Annotated in this window: 18 protein-coding genes; 7 read left to right on the top strand and 11 right to left on the bottom strand. The window is 72.4% G+C overall.

Annotated elements, in window-relative coordinates; all coding sequences use genetic code 11:
- The first annotated feature begins 67 nt into the window (after positions 1-67).
- Genes fdh through nrfD form a run of 3 tightly spaced genes read left to right on the top strand, consistent with a single transcriptional unit; the run spans position 68 to position 5119 of the window.
- Complete coding sequence (gene fdh / locus FHU36_RS12055) at positions 68-3274, top strand: formate dehydrogenase (RefSeq protein WP_185083802.1); 3207 nt, start codon at positions 68-70, stop codon at positions 3272-3274.
- The gene (locus FHU36_RS12050) at positions 3267-4130 is read left to right on the top strand and encodes a 4Fe-4S dicluster domain-containing protein (protein ID WP_185083801.1); all 864 of its coding nucleotides are present in this window, start codon (positions 3267-3269) and stop codon (positions 4128-4130) included. The genes fdh and FHU36_RS12050 overlap by 8 nt, the downstream gene beginning before the upstream one ends.
- Positions 4127-5119 carry an NrfD/PsrC family molybdoenzyme membrane anchor subunit gene (nrfD, locus tag FHU36_RS12045; RefSeq protein ID WP_312891548.1) on the top strand — a complete coding sequence of 331 codons (993 nt, stop codon included), beginning with the start codon at positions 4127-4129 and terminating at the stop codon, positions 5117-5119. The genes FHU36_RS12050 and nrfD overlap by 4 nt, the downstream gene beginning before the upstream one ends.
- 104 nt (positions 5120-5223) lie before the next feature.
- On the opposite strand, the gene FHU36_RS12040 is transcribed toward nrfD, so the two are convergent.
- The 3 genes from FHU36_RS12040 to FHU36_RS12030 all read right to left on the bottom strand — a co-directional run bounded on the left by FHU36_RS12040 (position 5224) and on the right by FHU36_RS12030 (position 6865).
- Positions 5224-5784, bottom strand: a complete 561-nt coding sequence (locus tag FHU36_RS12040) for a hypothetical protein (protein WP_185083800.1) — start codon at positions 5782-5784, stop codon at positions 5224-5226.
- Positions 5781-6332, bottom strand: coding sequence for an RNA polymerase sigma factor (locus tag FHU36_RS12035; RefSeq protein WP_185083799.1), 552 nt, complete (start codon positions 6330-6332; stop codon positions 5781-5783). Before FHU36_RS12035 ends, FHU36_RS12040 begins: the two co-directional genes overlap by 4 nt.
- 80 nt (positions 6333-6412) lie before the next feature.
- On the bottom strand, positions 6413-6865 hold the full coding sequence (locus FHU36_RS12030; protein ID WP_185083798.1) for a MarR family winged helix-turn-helix transcriptional regulator: 453 nt from the start codon (positions 6863-6865) through the stop codon (positions 6413-6415).
- Between the two features lie 62 nt (positions 6866-6927).
- On the opposite strand from FHU36_RS12030, the gene FHU36_RS12025 reads away from it, so the two are divergent.
- Complete coding sequence (locus tag FHU36_RS12025; protein ID WP_185083797.1) at positions 6928-8061, top strand: FAD-dependent oxidoreductase; 1134 nt, start codon at positions 6928-6930, stop codon at positions 8059-8061.
- A 41-nt stretch (positions 8062-8102) separates the two neighbouring features.
- Here FHU36_RS12025 and FHU36_RS12020 read toward each other — a convergent pair whose 3' ends face one another.
- Genes FHU36_RS12020 through FHU36_RS12010 form a run of 3 tightly spaced genes read right to left on the bottom strand, consistent with a single transcriptional unit; the run spans position 8103 to position 10646 of the window.
- Positions 8103-8999 (bottom strand): hypothetical protein, encoded by an 897-nt coding sequence (locus tag FHU36_RS12020; RefSeq protein WP_185083796.1) that lies wholly within the window; start codon positions 8997-8999, stop codon positions 8103-8105.
- Positions 8996-10036, bottom strand: a complete 1041-nt coding sequence (locus FHU36_RS12015) for a CU044_5270 family protein (protein ID WP_185083795.1) — start codon at positions 10034-10036, stop codon at positions 8996-8998. Before FHU36_RS12015 ends, FHU36_RS12020 begins: the two co-directional genes overlap by 4 nt.
- Positions 10029-10646 (bottom strand): RNA polymerase sigma factor, encoded by a 618-nt coding sequence (locus FHU36_RS12010; RefSeq protein ID WP_312891547.1) that lies wholly within the window; start codon positions 10644-10646, stop codon positions 10029-10031. Before FHU36_RS12010 ends, FHU36_RS12015 begins: the two co-directional genes overlap by 8 nt.
- A gap of 95 nt (positions 10647-10741) precedes the next feature.
- On the opposite strand from FHU36_RS12010, the gene FHU36_RS12005 reads away from it, so the two are divergent.
- Positions 10742-11143, top strand: a complete 402-nt coding sequence (locus FHU36_RS12005; RefSeq protein ID WP_185083793.1) for a hypothetical protein — start codon at positions 10742-10744, stop codon at positions 11141-11143.
- A gap of 20 nt (positions 11144-11163) precedes the next feature.
- Here FHU36_RS12005 and FHU36_RS12000 read toward each other — a convergent pair whose 3' ends face one another.
- Both FHU36_RS12000 and FHU36_RS11995 read right to left on the bottom strand, forming a co-directional pair.
- A complete protein-coding gene (locus tag FHU36_RS12000; protein ID WP_185083792.1) occupies positions 11164-12093 on the bottom strand; it encodes an AraC family transcriptional regulator in 930 nt (309 codons plus the stop codon).
- An 8-nt stretch (positions 12094-12101) separates the two neighbouring features.
- A complete protein-coding gene (locus tag FHU36_RS11995; protein WP_185083791.1) occupies positions 12102-13025 on the bottom strand; it encodes an NADP-dependent oxidoreductase in 924 nt (307 codons plus the stop codon).
- A 261-nt stretch (positions 13026-13286) separates the two neighbouring features.
- On the opposite strand from FHU36_RS11995, the gene FHU36_RS11990 reads away from it, so the two are divergent.
- Both FHU36_RS11990 and fdhA read left to right on the top strand, forming a co-directional pair.
- A complete protein-coding gene (locus FHU36_RS11990) occupies positions 13287-13478 on the top strand; it encodes a hypothetical protein (protein WP_185083790.1) in 192 nt (63 codons plus the stop codon).
- Between the two features lie 43 nt (positions 13479-13521).
- Positions 13522-14742, top strand: a complete 1221-nt coding sequence (gene fdhA / locus FHU36_RS11985) for a formaldehyde dehydrogenase, glutathione-independent (RefSeq protein ID WP_185083789.1) — start codon at positions 13522-13524, stop codon at positions 14740-14742.
- A 99-nt stretch (positions 14743-14841) separates the two neighbouring features.
- Here the strand turns inward: fdhA and chrA are convergent, their stop codons facing one another.
- From chrA to pstB, 3 genes are all read right to left on the bottom strand, one after another.
- The gene (gene chrA / locus FHU36_RS11980) at positions 14842-15975 is read right to left on the bottom strand and encodes a chromate efflux transporter (RefSeq protein ID WP_185083788.1); all 1134 of its coding nucleotides are present in this window, start codon (positions 15973-15975) and stop codon (positions 14842-14844) included.
- A gap of 62 nt (positions 15976-16037) precedes the next feature.
- A complete protein-coding gene (locus tag FHU36_RS11975) occupies positions 16038-16796 on the bottom strand; it encodes a response regulator transcription factor (RefSeq protein WP_185084761.1) in 759 nt (252 codons plus the stop codon).
- A 28-nt stretch (positions 16797-16824) separates the two neighbouring features.
- Positions 16825-17652: a phosphate ABC transporter ATP-binding protein PstB gene (pstB, locus tag FHU36_RS11970; RefSeq protein ID WP_221495847.1), complete on the bottom strand. Its 828-nt coding sequence runs from the start codon at positions 17650-17652 to the stop codon at positions 16825-16827.
- Positions 17653-17661: the final 9 nt, after the last annotated feature.

Raw genomic sequence — 17661 nt, 5'->3', positions numbered from 1 at the left:
CCGCCGCCGTCACACCGGTCTCCCGACATCTCGCATAGACCGTACGAAAGCGGGCAGAACTCGCGTTGTGTCAGGAAGGGGATGGCTTGCCCGCTGGCCGGTGATCCGCCAGCTCAGGGGCGAGGACGGCAGGAGCGAGGCCGCACGCTCGGCCCGCACCGACGCGCTGCGGCCCCGCACCGAGGACGCCACGACGGTCGCCCGCTCCATCTGCCCCTACTGCGCGGTCGGCTGCGGCCAGCTCGTCTACGTCGAGGACGGCAAGGTCACCCAGATCGAGGGCGACCCCGACTCGCCGATCTCCCGGGGGCGGCTGTGCCCCAAGGGCTCGGCCAGCAAGCAGCTCGTCACCCATCCCGGCCGCCGGACCGAGGTGCTCCACCGCAGGCCGTACGGCACCGGCTGGGAGCGGCTCGACCTGGACACCGCCATGGAGATGATCGCCGACCGGGTGGTGCGCACCCGGCGGGAGACCTGGGAGCAGACCCGCGAGGGCAGGGTCGTGCGCCGCACGATGGGCATCGCCAGCCTGGGCGGGGCGACGCTCGACGACGAAGAGAACTACCTGATGAAGAAGCTCTACACCGCCCTCGGCGCCATCCAGGTCGAGAACCAGGCGCGCATTTGACACTCCTCCACCGTCCCCGGTCTGGGGACCAGCTTCGGGCGTGGCGGCGCGACCACCTTCCAGCAGGACCTGGCGGGCGCGGACTGCATCGTCATCCAGGGCTCCAACATGGCCGAATGCCACCCCGTGGGCTTCCAGTGGGTCGTGGAGGCCAAGGCGCGCGGGGCCAGGGTGTTCCACGTGGACCCGCGCTTCACCCGCACGAGCGCGCTGGCCGACCGGCACCTGCCGATCCGCGCGGGCAGTGACATCGTGCTGCTCGGCGCGCTGATCAACCACGTGCTGACGAACGGGCTGGACTTCCGCGAGTACGTGCTGGCCTACACCAACGCCGCCACGATCGTGTCCGAGGACTTCCGCGACACCGAGGACCTCGACGGCCTGTTCTCCGGCTGGGACCCGGAGACGGCCACGTACGACCCGAGGAGCTGGGCGTACGAGTCCACGGGCGAGCAGCCCTCCACCGAGCAGCCCTCCACCGAGCAGCCCTCAGCCGAGCAGGCGGAGGGCGGCCGCCGGCACGCCGAGGCAGCGGGGGCCGACACCTACGGCGCGGGCGGGCCCGCCGCGCACCCCAGCCCCCGCACCGACCCGACGCTGGCCCACCCGCGCTGCGTCTACCAGATCCTGAAACGGCACTTCGCCCGCTACACCCCGGAGCTGGTCGAGCGGCTGTGCGGCATCCCGCGGGACGGCTTCGCCGAGCTGGCCGAGGCCGTCACCGCCAACTCCGGCCGGGAGCGCACCACCGCCTGGGTCTACTCGGTCGGCTGGACCCAGCACACCGTCGGCGCGCAGTACATCCGCACCGCCTCGATCCTGCAGCTCCTCCTCGGCAACATGGGACGGCCCGGCGGCGGCATCCTGGCGCTGCGCGGCCACGCCAGCATCCAGGGCTCGACCGACATCCCGACGCTGTTCAACATCCTGCCGGGCTACCTGGACATGCCGCACGCCGAGCGGCACGAGGGCCTGGACCACTACCTGGAGGTGGCAGGCGGCTCGACGGGCTTCTGGGGCAACCGGCGCGCCTACCTGGTGAGCCTGCTCAAGGCGTGGTGGGGCGAGGCCGCCACCGAGGCGAACGACTACTGCTTCGGCCACCTGCCGCGCCTGACCGGCGACCACGGCCACTACACGACCGTGATGGGCCAGATCGACGGGATCGTGAAGGGCTACTTCGTGGTGGGGGAGAACCCCGCCGTCGGCTCCTCCGGCGGCCGGGCGCAGCGCCTCGGCCTGGCGAACCTCGACTGGCTCGTCGTCCGCGACCTGACCCTGGTGGAGACGGCCACGTTCTGGCTGGACGGCCCGGAACTGGAGACCGGCGAGCTGCGCACCGAGGACATCGGCACCGAGGTGTTCTTCCTGCCCGCCGCGAGCCACGTGGAGAAGGAGGGCACGTTCACCAACACCCAGCGGCTGCTCCAGTGGCGGGAGAAGGCGCTCGACCCGCCCGGCGACTGCCGCAGCGAGCTGTGGTTCTACTACCACCTGGGCAGGCTCGTCAGGCAACGCCTGACCGACGACGAGATCGACCGGCCGGTGCGCGAGCTGACCTGGGACTACCCCGAACAGGGCGCGCACCGGGAGCCCTCCGCCGAGGCCGTGCTGCGCGAGATCAACGGGGTCGGCCCCGACGGGCGGGCGCTGTCGTCGTCCACCCAGCTCCGCCCCGACGGCTCCACGGCGTGCGGCTGCTGGATCTACTGCGGCGTGTACGCCGACGAGGTCAACCAGGCCGCCCGCCGCCGCCCCGGCCGCGAACAGAGCGCCGTGGCGCCCGAATGGGGGTGGGCGTGGCCCGCCAACCGGCGCATCCTCTACAACCGGGCCTCCGCCGACCCCGAGGGGCGCCCGTGGAGCGAGCGCAAGGCGTACGTGTGGTGGGACGCCGAACGCGGCGAGTGGACCGGGCACGACGTGCCCGACTGCGAGATCGGCAAGCCGCCGGACTACGTGCCGCCCGAAGGCGCGTGGGCCGAGGCCGCGCTCGCCGGGACCGACCCGTTCATCATGCAGTCCGACGGCAAGGGCTGGCTGTACGTGCCGGCCGGTCTCGCCGACGGCCCGCTGCCCGCCCACTACGAGCCGCACGAGTCCCCGGTCGCCAATCCCCTGTACGCCCAGCAGGCCAACCCGGCCCGCCGCACCTACAACCGCCCCGAGAGCCCGTACAACGCGCCCGGGGGACGCTTCCCGTACGTGCTGACGACGTACCGGCTGACCGAGCACCACACGGCCGGCGGGATGAGCCGGCCGCTCGCCTATCTCGCCGAGCTGCAGCCCGAGCTGTTCTGCGAGGTGTCGCCGCAGCTCGCCGCCCGGCTCGGGCTGACCAACGGCGACTGGGCGACGATCGTGACCAGCCGCGCCGTCGTGGAGGCCAGGGTGCTGGTCACCGGCCGGATGCGGCCGCTGCGCGTCGAGGGCAGGGCGGTCCACCAGGTCGGCCTGCCGTACCACTGGGGGTGGGGCGGAGGCGGCCTGGTCACCGGCGACGTGACCAACGACCTGCTGCCGCTGGTGCTCGACCCGAACGTCTACATCCAGGAGGGCAAGGCCATGACCTGCGACGTGCGGCCGGGCCGTCGGCCGAGGGGCCGGGCGGCGCTCGACCTGCTGGAGATGTACCGCCATGGCTGAGCGGACGGGGTTCTTCACCGACACGAGCGTCTGCATCGGGTGCAAGGCGTGCGAGGTGGCCTGCAAGGAGTGGAACCAGCTCCCCGACGACGGCTTCGTCTTCCAGGCCACCTCCTACGACAACACCGGCATGCTCGGGGCGAGCACCTGGCGGCACGTCGCGTTCATCGAGCAGTCGCGGCCGGTGCCCGGCGGCGACGAGGGCGTGGAGCGCTGGCTGATGTCCTCCGACGTGTGCAAGCACTGCACGCACGCCGCCTGCCTGGACGTCTGCCCGACAGGGGCGCTGTTCCGGACCGAGTTCGACACCGTGGTGGTGCAGCCCGACATCTGCAACGGGTGCGGCTACTGCGTGCCCGCCTGCCCGTTCGGCGTGATCGACCGGCGGGAGGACGACGGGCGGGCCTGGAAGTGCACGATGTGCTACGACCGGCAGCGCGGCGGGCTCGAACCCGCCTGCGCCAAGGCGTGCCCGACCGACTCGATCCAGTTCGGGCCGCTCGACGAGCTGCGGGAACGGGCCGAGGAGCGGGTGGCCCGGCTGCGCGCCGACGGGCACGAGGAGGCCCGCCTGTACGGCGAGAGCCCCTCTGACGGGGTCGGGGGAGCGGGGGCGTTCTTCCTGCTGCTGGACGAGCCCGAGGCGTACGGGCTGCCGCCGGACCCCGTGGTGACCACCCGCGACCTGCCGGCCATGTGGCGCTGGGCGGGCGCGGCGGCCGTGTCGGCGGTGGGGGCCGTGGCGCTGGCGTTCCTGGGCCCGCGCGGACAGCGCGGGTCGGGCGGCTCGCGCGGCTGGGGCGGCTCGCGCGGTCCGCTTGGTCCGCTTGGCTCGCGTGCGGGAGGCGGGCGGTGACGCGGGAACGGGCCGTGGTGCCGGAGGCGGAGTTCCGGTCCTACTACGGCCGCCCGGTGATCAAGCCGCCCATCTGGCACGAGCCCCACATGCCGACATATCTCTATCTGGGCGGAATGTCCGGGGTCTCGTCCATGATGGCCGTCATGGCCCGGCTGACCGGTCACGACCGCCTGGCCGCCACCGCCCGCGTCGCCGCGGCGGCGGGGGCGGCCTCCGGAGCCGCCCTGCTCGCCGCCGAACTGGGCAGGCCCGAACGGTTCCTCAACATGCTGCGGATCTTCAAGCCCACCTCGCCGATGAGCGTAGGCTCATGGATCCTCGCCGCCCAGGGCGGCCTGTCGGCCGCCGCGCTGGCCGGTCCCCTGAACGCCGGCCCACCCGGCGGCCTGCCTCACGCGGGCGGCCGGACCGGTGGTCCGGGCCGCGCGCCCGCCGGCGTCCTCCACGGCGTCCTGCGGCCCCTCGGGGACGCGGCGCTGCTGGCCAGCGGCGTGACCGGGCCGCTGACCGCCACCTACACCGCCGTCCTCGTCGCCGACACCGCCGTGCCCGCCTGGCACGAGGCCTACCGGGAGCTGCCCTTCCTGTTCGCGGGCAGCGCGATGGCCGCCGCCGGGGCGGTCTCCATGCTGGGCACGCCCCGGGTCCACGCCGGTCCCGCGCGGGTCGTCGCCGTGCTCGGAGCCGCCGTGGAGACGGTCGCGGGCGAGGTCATGGAACGCCGACTCGGCTTCCTCGGCGAGCCGTACCGGACGGGACGGGCGGGCCGGCTCATGCGCACCGCCCGCGCCCTGACGGCGGGCGGCGGGCTGCTGGCGGCGGTCGCGGGACGCAGCCGCGCCCTCACGGTCCTGTCCGGCCTCGCCCTCACCGCGGGCTCCCTGTGCACCCGCTTCGGCATCCTGGAGGCGGGCCGCGCCTCGGCCCTCGACCCCAAGTACACGGTCGTCCCCCAACGCCGGCGCCTCCGTGCAGGAGCGGGATGAGGACCTGGCCGGGCCGGTCGGTGGGACAGCTGGTGGCGCAGATCATGCGCCACCAGCTGTCGCCGATCACCACGACGCGCGGACCGGCCTCGCACAGCCGCCGGTCAGCCGAGCTGCGTCGGGTCGTGCACCGGGACGCACGGCTTGACAGAGCCCTCGATCACCGACGCGTTGAGCTGCGACTTGAACGGCCCCTTCGGGTTCTCGGTGAACTCCAGCGCCACCGTCTGACCCTTCCCGACATAGCGGGGATCGATGACGAAACTCTTCGGCCCCGGCCTGGCGACCTTGTAGTGCACGGACTGGCGCCACTCCTCCGGAGTGTCGTACTCGCCGCCGACGAGCGTGCCGCGGCCGTCCTGGCACTTCGTGTAGGGCTTGAGGTACGTGATGTCGGCGTTCACGCCCACATCCTTGAGGTCCTGCTCCAGCTTGTCGGCGTCCCTGAACTCCTTGAGCTCCACCGTGATGGTGCCGTTGGCGTTCTCGCTCACCGCGTACGCCGGCTCAGGCCCGGTCAGCAGCGGCATCGCCACCGCCGCCACAGCCGCCAGCCCGGCCACCGCCGCCCCCGCGAGCAGGCGGCGGCCGACACGGCGGCTGCGTTCGTTCCGCGCGGTCATCTCGGTCTTGAGGTCCATCAGCAACTGCTCCTCGAATCTCATCGTGGGATTCCTTCCATGACGAAGGGAAGGTCGCGAAGTGTCCTGCGGGCGCGGTGCAGCCGCACCATGGCGGTCCCCGGCCGGATTCCCAGCGCTACCGCCGCCTCCGACGGCGTGAGCTGCTCCAGAACCACCAGTTCCAGGACAGCGCGCTCCCCGTCGGGTAACCCGGCCATGGCCTGGAAGGCCGCCCTGGCGGGCCGTTCCGCGTCTATCTGCTCTTCCAACCGGGACACGTCGTCGCCGTCGAGCGGACGCCGCCCGCTCACACGATGGGTGAGCTGGGACTCCCGCAGCGCTCGCCGCCGCTCGGCCGACAGCGTGTTGCGCGCGACGCCGTACAGCCACGCGATCTCGCTGCCCCTGCCCGGGCGGTACGTGTGCGCCGAGTCGAACACCGCGAGGAACACATCGGCCGCCAGGTCGGCGACCGTGTGCGGGTCGTCGACCCGGCGTGACAGGAAACGCGTGACAGCGTCGATGTGCCGCCGGTAGAAGGCTTCGAACGCCACGGGGTCGGTGGCAAGCTTTCCCCGTTTGAGACGCACCGGCCTTGCTCCCTTCGTCGATCTACACCCGTACTTGGTGAGAACCGACTGAAGGCTTACAAACCGACGGGCTTAGGTGGTCAGGGCGTGGTCGCGCGGAGTTCGGCGGTGGCGGAGCGGTGGGCGTCGGTGACGCGGGCGAACATGTCCAGCAGCAGCGGCGCCTGCTCCGGCCCGTAGCGCAGGGCCAAGGCCTCCACGTGCCGCCGGGAGGTCGCGCAGGCGGCGTGGTAGGCGTCCAGGCCGCCCTCGACCAGCTCCACGGTGATCGTGCGCCGGTCGCGTTCGCCGCGCACCCGGCGCGCGTAGCCCGCCTTCTCCAGCCGGTCGATCAGCCGGGTGGCCGAGGCGGACGGCAGCCCGAGCTCGTCGGCGATCGCTCCCACGGCGAGCGGTCCGCGCGTCTCCAGCAGCATCGTGGCGGCGACGTCCACCGGTTGCAGGCCGAGCCGGTCGGCGACCGCCTCGTTGTGCAGCACGATCGAGATCAGGAACTCGCGGAAGACCGCCTCGCCGGGATGCTTGTGGGCCACTTTCCCAACCTACTCCTCCCCGGAGTATCTTCATATCGAAGATACTCCGATGTGGAGGAGATATGGACGTTCTCGTCATAGGCGCCGGGGTCGGCGGGCTCGCCGTGTCACGCGCGCTGCTGGCCGCCGGCCACCGCGTGCGGGTCCACGAGCAGGCCCCCGGCCCCCGGACCGGCGGCAAGGCGGTGCTCGTCTGGAGCAACGGCAACGCCGTCCTGGCCGACCTCGGCGTCAGCCTCGACGGCGTGGGCGCCCGCATCGACCGCATCGACGCGCTCACCCACGACGGCCGGCTGCGCACCAGCATGGACATCGCCCACGCGGCCGACCGCTACGGCTTCGTCACCCAGGCGATCGCCCGCCGTGACCTGCAGCGACGCCTGGCCGAAGGGCTCCCCGACGGCCTCGTCCGCTACGGCGCGAGCTGCCGGGCCGTCACGCAGGACCAGGGCCGGGTCACGGCGACCTTCAGTGACGGCTCGACGGACACGGCAGACCTGCTCATCGGGGCCGACGGCCACCACTCGGTCGTCCGGCGCCACCTGTGGGGCGAGGGCACCGTCCGGCCGGCGACGTTCGGCACCTGGCAGGGGCTCAGCCCGATCGACATCGACATCACCGACACCGCCCGCCACCTGATGATCTCGGGAAGGGAGGGCGCGTGCGGCCTCATGCCGGTGGGCGGGGGACTGCTGCAGTGGTGGTTCGACGTGCGCTGGTCGCCTGCCGACCCGCGGCCCGCCGCGCCGCTGGCCGAGCTGAGGAGACGGTTCGGGCACTGGGCGTCGCCCGTTCCCGAGGTGCTCGCCGCCGCCACCGAGGGCGACCTCGAATTCTTCGGGCACCACTGGAACAAGGTCCGCCCGGTGGTGGGAGAGGGCCGCATCACCCTGATCGGCGACGCCGCCCACACCATGCCGCCCACCCTGGGGCAGGGCGCCAACCAGACCCTGGAGGACGCGTGGGTGCTCGGGCGCGAGCTGGCCAAGGGGGACGACGATCCGGCGGCACGGCTGCGTGCCTACGAGAAGGACCGCTACCCGCGCATCTCCCTGGTCTCCCGGCTGGCCAGGCGTAATCCCGCCAACTGGCGCACCCCGCCGATCCTCGCCAGGCTGTTCCCCGAGACGATTCAGACCACCATGCTCGCCCGCTTCAGCAACCGCCTCACCGAGCCCGCCGTGCACTCCTCCTGACCCACCGCCGCGGCCCCGGCCCCTGTGCCGGGACCGGCGGGTCAGCGCGCGCCCGGAACGGCGGGCTTGTCGTTCGTCCAGCCGACCTCGTACGTCTGCACGCCGGACTTGCCGAGCATCTGCTTGCCGCCGTCCTTGAGATCGGTGTACATGGCCAGCAGCGTGCTGGTCTTCGCGTCCACCAGGAACGCCTGCTTGAGCACCGAGTCGCGGTTGGAGGGGACGGGCAGGGCCAGCTTCCGGCCGGAGCGGCCCAGCGGGTCCTTGGCCCGGCCGAGGTCGACGACGCCCTTGGTCGTCTTCAGCACCTGGTAGGCGGCGGCCCTGACCTTCTCCGGCACCGGGTTCGCGTACAGCAGCTCGATCGCCCGCTGGGCCACGTACCTGTCCCTGTTGACCAGCCAGTCGTCCTTCCTGGAGTTCGGGCTGGTGGTCTTGGCCTCCTCGGCGGCCTCGTCGATCCAGGCGTCGACCTCCGCGGACAACTGCTTCCTGAGCACCCCGGCGTCCGTGGGCAGCGACTGGAGCTGCTGGTACGTCACATACTTCTCGCCCAGACGGAATCCCGCAGGCTGGCCCTCGGCCTGCGTGACAGAGCCCTTGCCCGGTTCGGTGGACAGGCGGATCTTCATCCCCTCCGTCCGGTACGCCCACGTCGTCGGCGAACCGTCCGCGCGCCAGGCGGCCTCGTCCTTCGGCGTCGCGGGCCTGGCGCCCAGTTCGCGGAAGCCGTGCCAGCTCCTGCCCTCGGGCGACAGCCACTCGGTGCTGACCCGGCGCTGGGTCAGGTGGTAGCCGCTGCCGACCGGGCGGGGATGCGTCATGGTGATGGTCGTCTCGACCCGCCAGTACGCGCCCTCCGGCGCGTCGGCGGAGGCGGGGGCGGCGGTCACACCGGCGAAGACGAGTCCGGCGGTGACAGCGAGGGTGAATCTCATTTCTTCTCCTTCAACGGGTTCTCATCCGCCCAGCGGCTGTCCTGGATCGCGGTGTACAGCCGGAGCAGGCCGTCCGCGGCGGAACGGGTCTCAAGGGAAAGCGGCTTGCCGGTGACGGGGTCGATCACCAGCCGGGTCCTGGTCGCCCCCACCCGGCCGGACAGGGCGAACTCCCCGGACTCGTACTCGATCGCCTGCCCGGTCCGGCCCAGGACGTCGGTCACCTGCCCGACGGCGGCGACCCCGGGTGTCGAGGCGAGCAGCCGGTATGCGGCGGCCCGGGTCTCGCTCGTCACCGGCGCGAAGACCAGCAGCCGCGCCGCCGTGTCGACGGTCGTGCGGTCGTCCCCGCCGAAGAGCGTCTTGAGCCCCTCGGGGGTGCCGGGGAGATCGCCCATCTTGGTCAGCGGCTTGCCGGCCGTGACGATGCGGAAGTCCCAGTCCTCGGTGGACCAGGTCCGCTGTTCGCCGGGCTCCGCCCGGACGACACCGGGGCCTTCCCGCTCCCCGGCCCCGTCGTAGGTCCACGACGTGGGTGAGCCGTCGGCACGCCAGGCCGCCTCGTCCCGGGGCGTCGCGGGCCTGACCCCTTGTGGGGTCTCGCGGTACCAGGTGAGCCCTTCGGGATCCGCGGGGATCCAGGTCTCGATCGACGTGCTCTCGTGCAGGACGTACCGGCCGCCCGGATCGCGGTACTGCAGGCCCTGGACCTCCCTACTGCCCCACCACGTGCCCTCGTCGGGCATGGCGGCCACGGTGGCCGCCGCGACCAGCAGGAACCGCTTGCCGTCCGCCTGGGCGACCGTGCCGGACGTGGCGGGCGCGCCCGTGGGCACCGACTGCGCGAACACGATGGCCGCCGCGGCGGCGGCCCCCGCCATGCCGAGCCCCAGCGCGCTCCACCTGGCGGTCCTGCGGCTGCGCCGGACCCGCTCCCGGGCGAACGCGGCGGCCAGCCGCTCGCGCCCGGCCCGTTCGACCTCGGGCGAGAGCGGCGGCGCGGGCAGCAGCTCCCGCACCGCCTGGTAGTCATCCATCAGAGCCTCCACGCATGGGGTTGACGCCGCCCAGGGCGGCCCGAAGCTTCCTGCGCACCCGTGACAACCGCGACCCGACGGTGCCGTACGGGATGTCGAGCGCCTTGGCCACCTCGTCATGGCTCAGCTCGCCCAGCGCGCTCAGCAGCAGCACGTCCCGGTCCCCGTCGGGCAGCGCGCGCAACTCCGCCGCGAGCCGCCCCTGTGCGCTCACGGCGTCGATACGGGTGAGCACGCGCTCCTCGTGACCGTCGTCCGCGCCGTCGTACAGGGCCGCGTTGCGCTGCACCGCGGCCAGCCGTCTGATCTCGGTACGCCGGTGCGACGCGATCAGGTTGGTGGCGAAGCCGTACAACCACGGCCGGACCTCTCCGCGCTCGGGATCGAACGTCTCGCGCTTCTTGAACGCGGCGAGGAACACCTCCGCGGTGAGATCGTCGGCGGCCTGCCGGTCGAGCCGCCGCCCCAGGTAGGCGTGGATCTCGCCCACGTACCGGTCGTAGACCTCACCGAACCGCTCGGGGCGGCGGCGCGACAGCTCCAGCAGGGCCGCGTCGCTGATCGTCTCCGCTGGATCGGTGCGATCCGGAGCCCTCACATTGGCAGTCACACCCCTTACTCCACCGGAGGGCCGCATTGCTTTCACCCCGCCTCCGGCGGAGCTTGGGCCTGCCTCGTCGTGGCGGGATGCGTTACGGTCGGGGCGTGACGGGGCCGATCTCCATCGCGGTGGCAGTGCTCTGGCGCCGTCACAGGGTCCTGTGCGCGGATGCCGTCGCCATCGTCCTGTTCGGCGTGACCGGTGCCCTTCACCTGGCGAGCCGTGGCGCGGCGCCCGGCGGCCCGCTCTCGGCACTGGCCGGGTTGGTGTCGCAGGCGTGCGCGGCGGGCGCGGCGATCCTGCTGGTCGCGGGCCTGTGGCGACGTCCGGGATCAGGGCCCGCCCTGCTCGGCCCCATCCCGGGTGGGGACGAAACGCCGAAGCAGGTGACCGAGCGGCGCGTGGCGGACGTGCTCGTGTGGAAGCTGGTGATCATCCGCGTCGTCGCCGGCATCGTCATCCTGCAGGCGATGTTGTGGGGGCTGTCGGTGCTGCTGCCCGTGTGAGGTGGAGGGCCGCCGCTTCGTCAGGCGGCCCTGGCCTGGCGACGGTAGCCGCCGGGGGCGATGCCGTACTCCCGCTTGAAGGCCTTGGCCAGGGCGAACTCCGTGCTGTAGCCCGTCCGGGCGGCGACGGAGATCAGCGGGACGTCGGAGTCGCGCAGCAGCTTGGCGGCCAGCGTCATGCGCCAGCGGGTCAGGTAGGCCATGGGCGGCTCGCCGACCAGCGCGGCGAACTTCCTGGCGAAGGCGGCGCGGGAGAGCCCGGACCGTTCGGCCAGCGATTCGACCGTCCACGGGGCCGAGGGGGTGTCGTGGATGGCCGCCAGCGCCGGGGCGACGGCGGGGTCGCGGAGCGCGGCCGACCAGCCTTCGGCTTCGGCGGGCTGCTCCGCCAGCCAGGCGCGCAGGATGTACAGCAGCAACGAGTCGATCAGCGCGGGCACGATGCCCTCCGAGCCGATGCGCGGGTCGTCCAGCTCCGCGCCGAGCAGCCGGACCGCGGCGCTCAGCTCGGCATGGCGGCCGTGCCCGGTGCGCAGGTGGACCACCTCCGGCAACTGCCGGACCAGCGGATGGGGCCGGGCCATGTCGAGGTGGTAGTTGCCGCACAGCAGGCTGGTGCGCGGCCCGCCGTCCCCGAGCACGACCGACCCGATCGGCGGCGCCTTGGTGTAGCGCTCCGGCCCGGGCACCTCGCCCGGCGTGCTGGGGTGGTCGGCCAGGACGAACCGGGAGCCGCTGCGCAGGAACACCACGTCGCCGACGTCCAGCGAGATCGGCTCCAGGTGCGGGGCGTCCACGGGGACGAGCCAGCACGAGCCGTGCAGCACCACGTGGAAGCCGGCGCCCGCGGCGGGCGGCAACCGCAACCCCCACGGCGCGTGGCCGTCGGTGCGGACCGAGGTGGGATGCCCGGTCCGCATCGACTCCAGCGCCTCCGTGAGGATGTCCATGTACCGCTTTATACCGTCAGGACGAGCTTGCCGCGGACCTGGCCCGCCTCCAGCACCTCGTGCGCCTTCCCGGCCTCCTCCAGCGGGAAGGTCTCCTGGACGTGCGGGTGGATCGCACCGGCGTCGACCAGCTCGGCGATGGCCTCCAGCGCCACGTGGTCGGGCTCGACCGACACCCCCGCGAAGCGGCGCCCCGCGGCCTCCACCCGTGCGGCGAGCTCGGCGTCGCCGTGCTCCATGATGCTGACGAGCACCCCGCCGGGCTTGAGCACGGCCAGCGAGCCCGCGCCCTGGGCGTTGGAGTCGAAGACGACGTCCGCGTCCTCGACCGCCGCGGTGAAGTCGACTTTCTGGTAGTCGATCACCTCATCGGCGCCGAGAGACCGGACGAACTCGTGCTTGCCCGCGCTGGCCAGCGCGATCACGTACGCGCCGCGAGCCTTGGCGATCTGCACCGCCAGGTGCCCGACGCCTCCCGCGGCCCGGTGGATCAGCACCCGGTCACCCGCCCTGACCTGCGCCGCGTCCACCAGCCCCTGCCACGCGGTCAGTCCGGCCAGCGGAAGGGCCGCGGCCTGGACGTGGTCGAGGGAGGCGGGCTTGCGGGCGACCTGGCGGGAGGGCGTGGCGACATACTCGGCGTAGCCGGTCGCGGCGCGGGGGAAGAACGGCATGCCGTACACCTCGTCGCCCACCTTGTACCTGGCGCCGGGAGCCGCCTGCGCCACGACCCCGGACACATCCCAGCCGACCCCGAACGGCGGCTCGCCGAGCAGCGGGTAGACGCCGGACCGCACGGCGGCGTCAACCGGGTTCACCCCGGCGGCCCGCACCCGGATCAACACCTCGCCGGACAGCGGCTCGGGCCGCTCGGTCTCGACGACTCGCAGGACTTCGGGACCGCCGAAGGAATGCTGAAGGACCGCGCGCATGAAGAAACTCCCTGGTAGTGAGGTTGTGCGGTCAACCCTAGGAAGGTTCGCCGGTCCGCAGAATGGCCGGCTGTCTCCGCCCCATGTCCCAGCGTCTCCCCCGGCGCTGCCTCCGGTCGGCGCAGGCGCAGGAGCGGGCCTCCGCCTCCGCCTGTCTTCGGTACTGCGGACCGGCGCAGGCTGGTGCCGCGTGCGCAGCCGGTTGACCGCGGCCTGGTCTTCTCCGGCCGCCGGTCGTACCGTGCGATGGTGGGGGGAGGGATGGCCGACGAGAGCCTGGGCGGTGGCCAGCTCCACGCCGGCGTCGAGCAGTTCGCCGATGAACGTGCGCCGGAAGTCGTGCGCTGCGATGCGCCTGCCAAGGATGGCCGGGTCGAATCGGATCCGCGACCGCGTGGGCCACCCCGGCCGCCGCCGGCGTCCCGGACAGGGGAGGTGATCGTGACCACGTGACGACCGACCATCCGCACCGCGCACAAGGAAAGAGGGCATCGTCATGCCCGGTAACAGGGGCGTCTCCTACGAGGGGCCAGGCAAGGTCGAGGTACGCGAGACCGACTACCCCGGCTACGAGCTCAAGGACGGCCCGGGTGTGAACCCGGGCAACGTGGGCCGCAAGCTGCCCCACGCGGCCATACTCAAGGCCGTCGCCACCAACATCTGCGGCAGCGACCAGCACATGGTCCGCGGCCGCACCACGGCCCCGCAGGGCCTCATCCTCGGCCACGAGATCACCGGCGAGGTGGTCGACACCGGTCCCGACGTGGAGTTCATCAAGACCGGCGACCTCGTGTCCGTGCCGTTCAACATCGCCTGCGGCCGCTGCCGCAACTGCAAGGAGGGCAAGACCGGCGTCTGCGAGAACGTCAACCCGGACCGGCCCGGCTCCGCCTACGGCTACGTCGACATGGGCGGCTGGGTGGGCGGCCAGGCCGCCTACGTCCTGGTGCCGTACGCCGACTGGAACCTGCTCAAGTTCCCGGACAAGGAACGGGCGATGGAGAAGATCCTCGATCTGGCCATGCTCGCGGACATCTTCCCGACCGGGTTCCACGGCTGCGTGAGCGCCGGGGTGAAGCCGGGCGCGACCGTCTACATCGCCGGAGCCGGCCCCGTCGGGCTCGCCGCCGCGTGCTCGGCGTACCTGCTCGGCGCCGCCGTCGTCATCGTCGGCGACCTGAACAAGGAACGCCTGGACCAGGCCCACAGCTTCGGCTGCGAGACCGTCAACGTGGCCATGGGCGAGCCGAAGGACCAGATCGAGCAGATCCTCGGCGAGCCCGAGGTGGACTGCGCCGTGGACGCCGTCGGCTTCGAGGCCCGCGGACACGGCCACGAGTCGGAGGCCGAGCGGCCCGCCACCGTGCTCAACACGCTGATGGACGTCACCCGTGCGGGTGGCGCGCTCGGCATTCCCGGCCTGTACGTGACCGGGGACCCCGGCGCGGCGGACGAGGCGGCCAGGCACGGCTCGCTGTCGATCCGGATCGGCCTCGGCTGGGCCAAGTCGCACAGTCTCGTCACCGGCCAGTGCCCCGTCATGAGGTACAACCGCCAGCTCATGATGGCGATCCTGCACGACCGGGTGCAGATCGCCAAGGCGGTCAACGCCACGCCGATCTCGCTGGACGACGCCCCGCGCGGCTACCACGAGTTCGACGAGGGCGCGGCGCGCAAGTACGTGCTCGACCCGCACGGCATGCTCGCGTCCAGGTGACCGTTCCCGCTGCGAGCGGTGCGAGCCGCCGCTCGCGGCACCCCGCCCGGACGTGATCACGGCGATGATCGGGGTAGGGGACCCGACCAGCCGTGAGCGTCAGGTGAGCAGCGTGTGAGCCAGGCCGATCAAGGCGCCCGCCGCGATGTACCACGCGTTGTTGAGCCGGGTCCGCCACAGCAGCACGAGGGTCGCCAGCGCGATCGCCACCGTGAGCGGATCGACGATCGCCGTCCGGCCGAGCTGGTAGGACACGCCGGCCATGAGGGCGAACGCGGCGGCGTTGACCCCGTCCAGCAGGGCCGAGGTCCAGTCGGAGGAGCGCAGCCGGTCAGTGATCTTCGTGAGCAGCCCGACGAACACGAACGACGGCAGGAAGATCGCCACGGTGGCGAGGAACGCCCCGGCGGGCCCGGCGATCACGTAGCCGATGAAGGTCGCCGTGGTGAACACCGGCCCGGGGGTGACCTGGCCGATGGACACGGCGTCGATGAGCTGCTGCTCGGTGAGCCAGCCGAGCCGGTCCACGAAGTCGCCGCGCAGGAAGGCCAGCAGGACGTACCCGCTGCCGTACAGCACGGCGCCGATCTTGAGCATGGTCAGGAAGAGCTGGGTGAGCTGGCCGCCGGTCGGGTCGCCGAGGCCCAGCAGCGGCACCGCGACCAGCCCGTGCGCGCCGCGCCCCGCGCGCCGGGCCAGCAGGACGCCGCCCGCGAGCAGGCCGCCCGCCGCCAGCACCAGCAGCTCGTTCACTCCCAGCAGGTACGCGGCCAGCGCCGCGGCGGCCAGCAGGCCGAGCCAGACGTTCTTGACCACGGTGCGCAGCAGGCCGAACAGCGCGTGCACGATGATCGCGATCACGGCCGGCACGACACCGTACAGGATCCCCTCGACCGCGGGCGTCTCGCCGTAGGTCACGTACGCCCAGGCGAGGGCCGTGACGATGAGCGCGGCCGGCAGGATGAAGCAGATCCCGGCGGCCAGCAGGCCACGCCAGCGCGCCCGGTCGTAGCCCAGGTGGATCGCGAGCTCGGTCGAGTTGGGGCCGGGAACGAGGTTGGTGGCGCCCATCAGGTCGACGAAGCGCTGGTCGGTGACCCAGCCGCGGCGGCGCACCAGCTCGTCGCGCATCATCGCGGTGTGCGCGGCCGGACCGCCGAACGCGATCGTGCCGAGCTTCAGGAACAGCAGCGCGACCTCGCGCACCGAGCCTGGGGACGGTTGCTCACTCACCAACGGGTCCTTCACATGAGGGGGTGCCGGTCCTGGCCCGGTGCCCTGCCTCCGGCCGTCGTTCAGCGGTCGTCGGGTGAGACCAGCCGGTAGCCGACGCCCCGGACCGTCTGGATCATCGTGTCATCCGTGTCGCCGAGCCGCGCCCGCAACCTCTTGACGTGCACGGCGATCGTGTTGGTGGCGACCGAGTCGCCTGAGGAGTGCCAGACGTGCCGCATGATCTGCTCGCGGGTGACCGTCCGGTCGATGTTTCGCATCAGGTAGAGCAGCAGCTCGAACTCGCGCAGCGGCAGGTGCACGGCCTCCCCGCCGACCCGCACCTGGTAGGCGCCGACGTCCAGTTCGACGTTGCCGATGACGAGCGCCCGGCCCGCGCCGGGCTCGCCGGACGCGGCGGCCTGCACGAGCGGCAGCAGCTCGGGCACCCGGTACGGCCGGGCCACGCAGGCCGTCGCCCCCGCCGCCAGCGCCTGCACGGCCAGCTCCGCGTGCCCTTCGCCGATGCCCAGCAGCACGGGCATCGTCCGGCTGGCGCGCAGCGCCCGGACGAAGTCGACCGGCCCGACGAGCGGGATGGTGGCGCTGACCAGCACCACGTCCGGCTGCAGGGCCCCGGCCTGGAGGAGCGCCTGGGCGCCGTCCGTGACCCCGGTCACGTCGACGCCCTCCCGGGCCAGCGCGTCGGTGAGCTCCCGGACCCCCGTGGTGTCGGGATCGGCCACCAGCAACACGGGTGCGCCCGGCACCTGCCGGGCGCGCGCCGAGGCCGCGCCGTTGCGGGCCTCCTCGCCCCCCTCGAGTGTTGCCTGCGGGCGCATCACCCGGGTCCTCCTCTGCGACGTGGGGTCACCCGAAGCGTCCGGTGATGTAATCCTCGGTGCGCTTGTCGGACGGGTTGGTGAAGATGCGGCTGGTCTCGTCGAACTCGACCAGGCGGCCGTGCCGCACGCCCGCGTCGTCCACCTCGGCGGTGAAGAACGCGGTGCGGTGCGAGACCCGGGCGGCCTGCTGCATGTTGTGGGTGACGATCACGATCGTGTAGTCGTGCGCCAGCTCCTGCATCAGGTCCTCGATCTTGGTGGTGGCGATCGGGTCGAGGGCGGAGCAGGGCTCGTCCATGAGGATGACCTCGGGCTTGACCGCGATGGCCCGCGCGATGCACAGGCGCTGCTGCTGGCCGCCGGACAGCGACAGGGCGTTCTGCTTGAGCTTGGCCTTGACCTCGTCCCACAGGGCCGCCTGCGTCAGCGCCTCCTCGACGATGTCGTCCATCTTGCCCTTCATCCCGTTGACCTTGGGGCCGTAGGCGATGTTGTCGTAGATCGACTTGGGGAAGGGGTTGGGCTTCTGGAAGACCATGCCGATGCGGCGGCGCACCTCGATCGGGTCCACGTGGTCGCCGTACAGGTCCTCGCCGTGGTATTGGATCGTGCCGGCCGCGCGGGCGCCCGGGATGAGGTCGTTCATCCGGTTGAAGCAGCGCAGCACGGTGCTCTTGCCGCAGCCGGACGGGCCGATCATCGCGGTGATCTCACGGTTGCCGATGAGCATGTCGACGCCGCGCACGGCCTCGTAGTCGCCGTAGTAGACGCTGAGGCCCTTGACGGTGAAGACGGGGTCGAGGGACTCGATGGTGCGCGGCGCCTCCGGTCCGCGGACTGTGACGTTCGGCATGGACGTTCC

The organism is Nonomuraea muscovyensis (assembly GCF_014207745.1).
Taxonomy (GTDB): Bacteria; Actinomycetota; Actinomycetes; order Streptosporangiales; family Streptosporangiaceae; genus Nonomuraea; species Nonomuraea muscovyensis.
The sequence above is the reverse complement of the archived record's forward strand: the minus strand, read 5'-3'. Positions and strand labels throughout refer to the sequence as shown.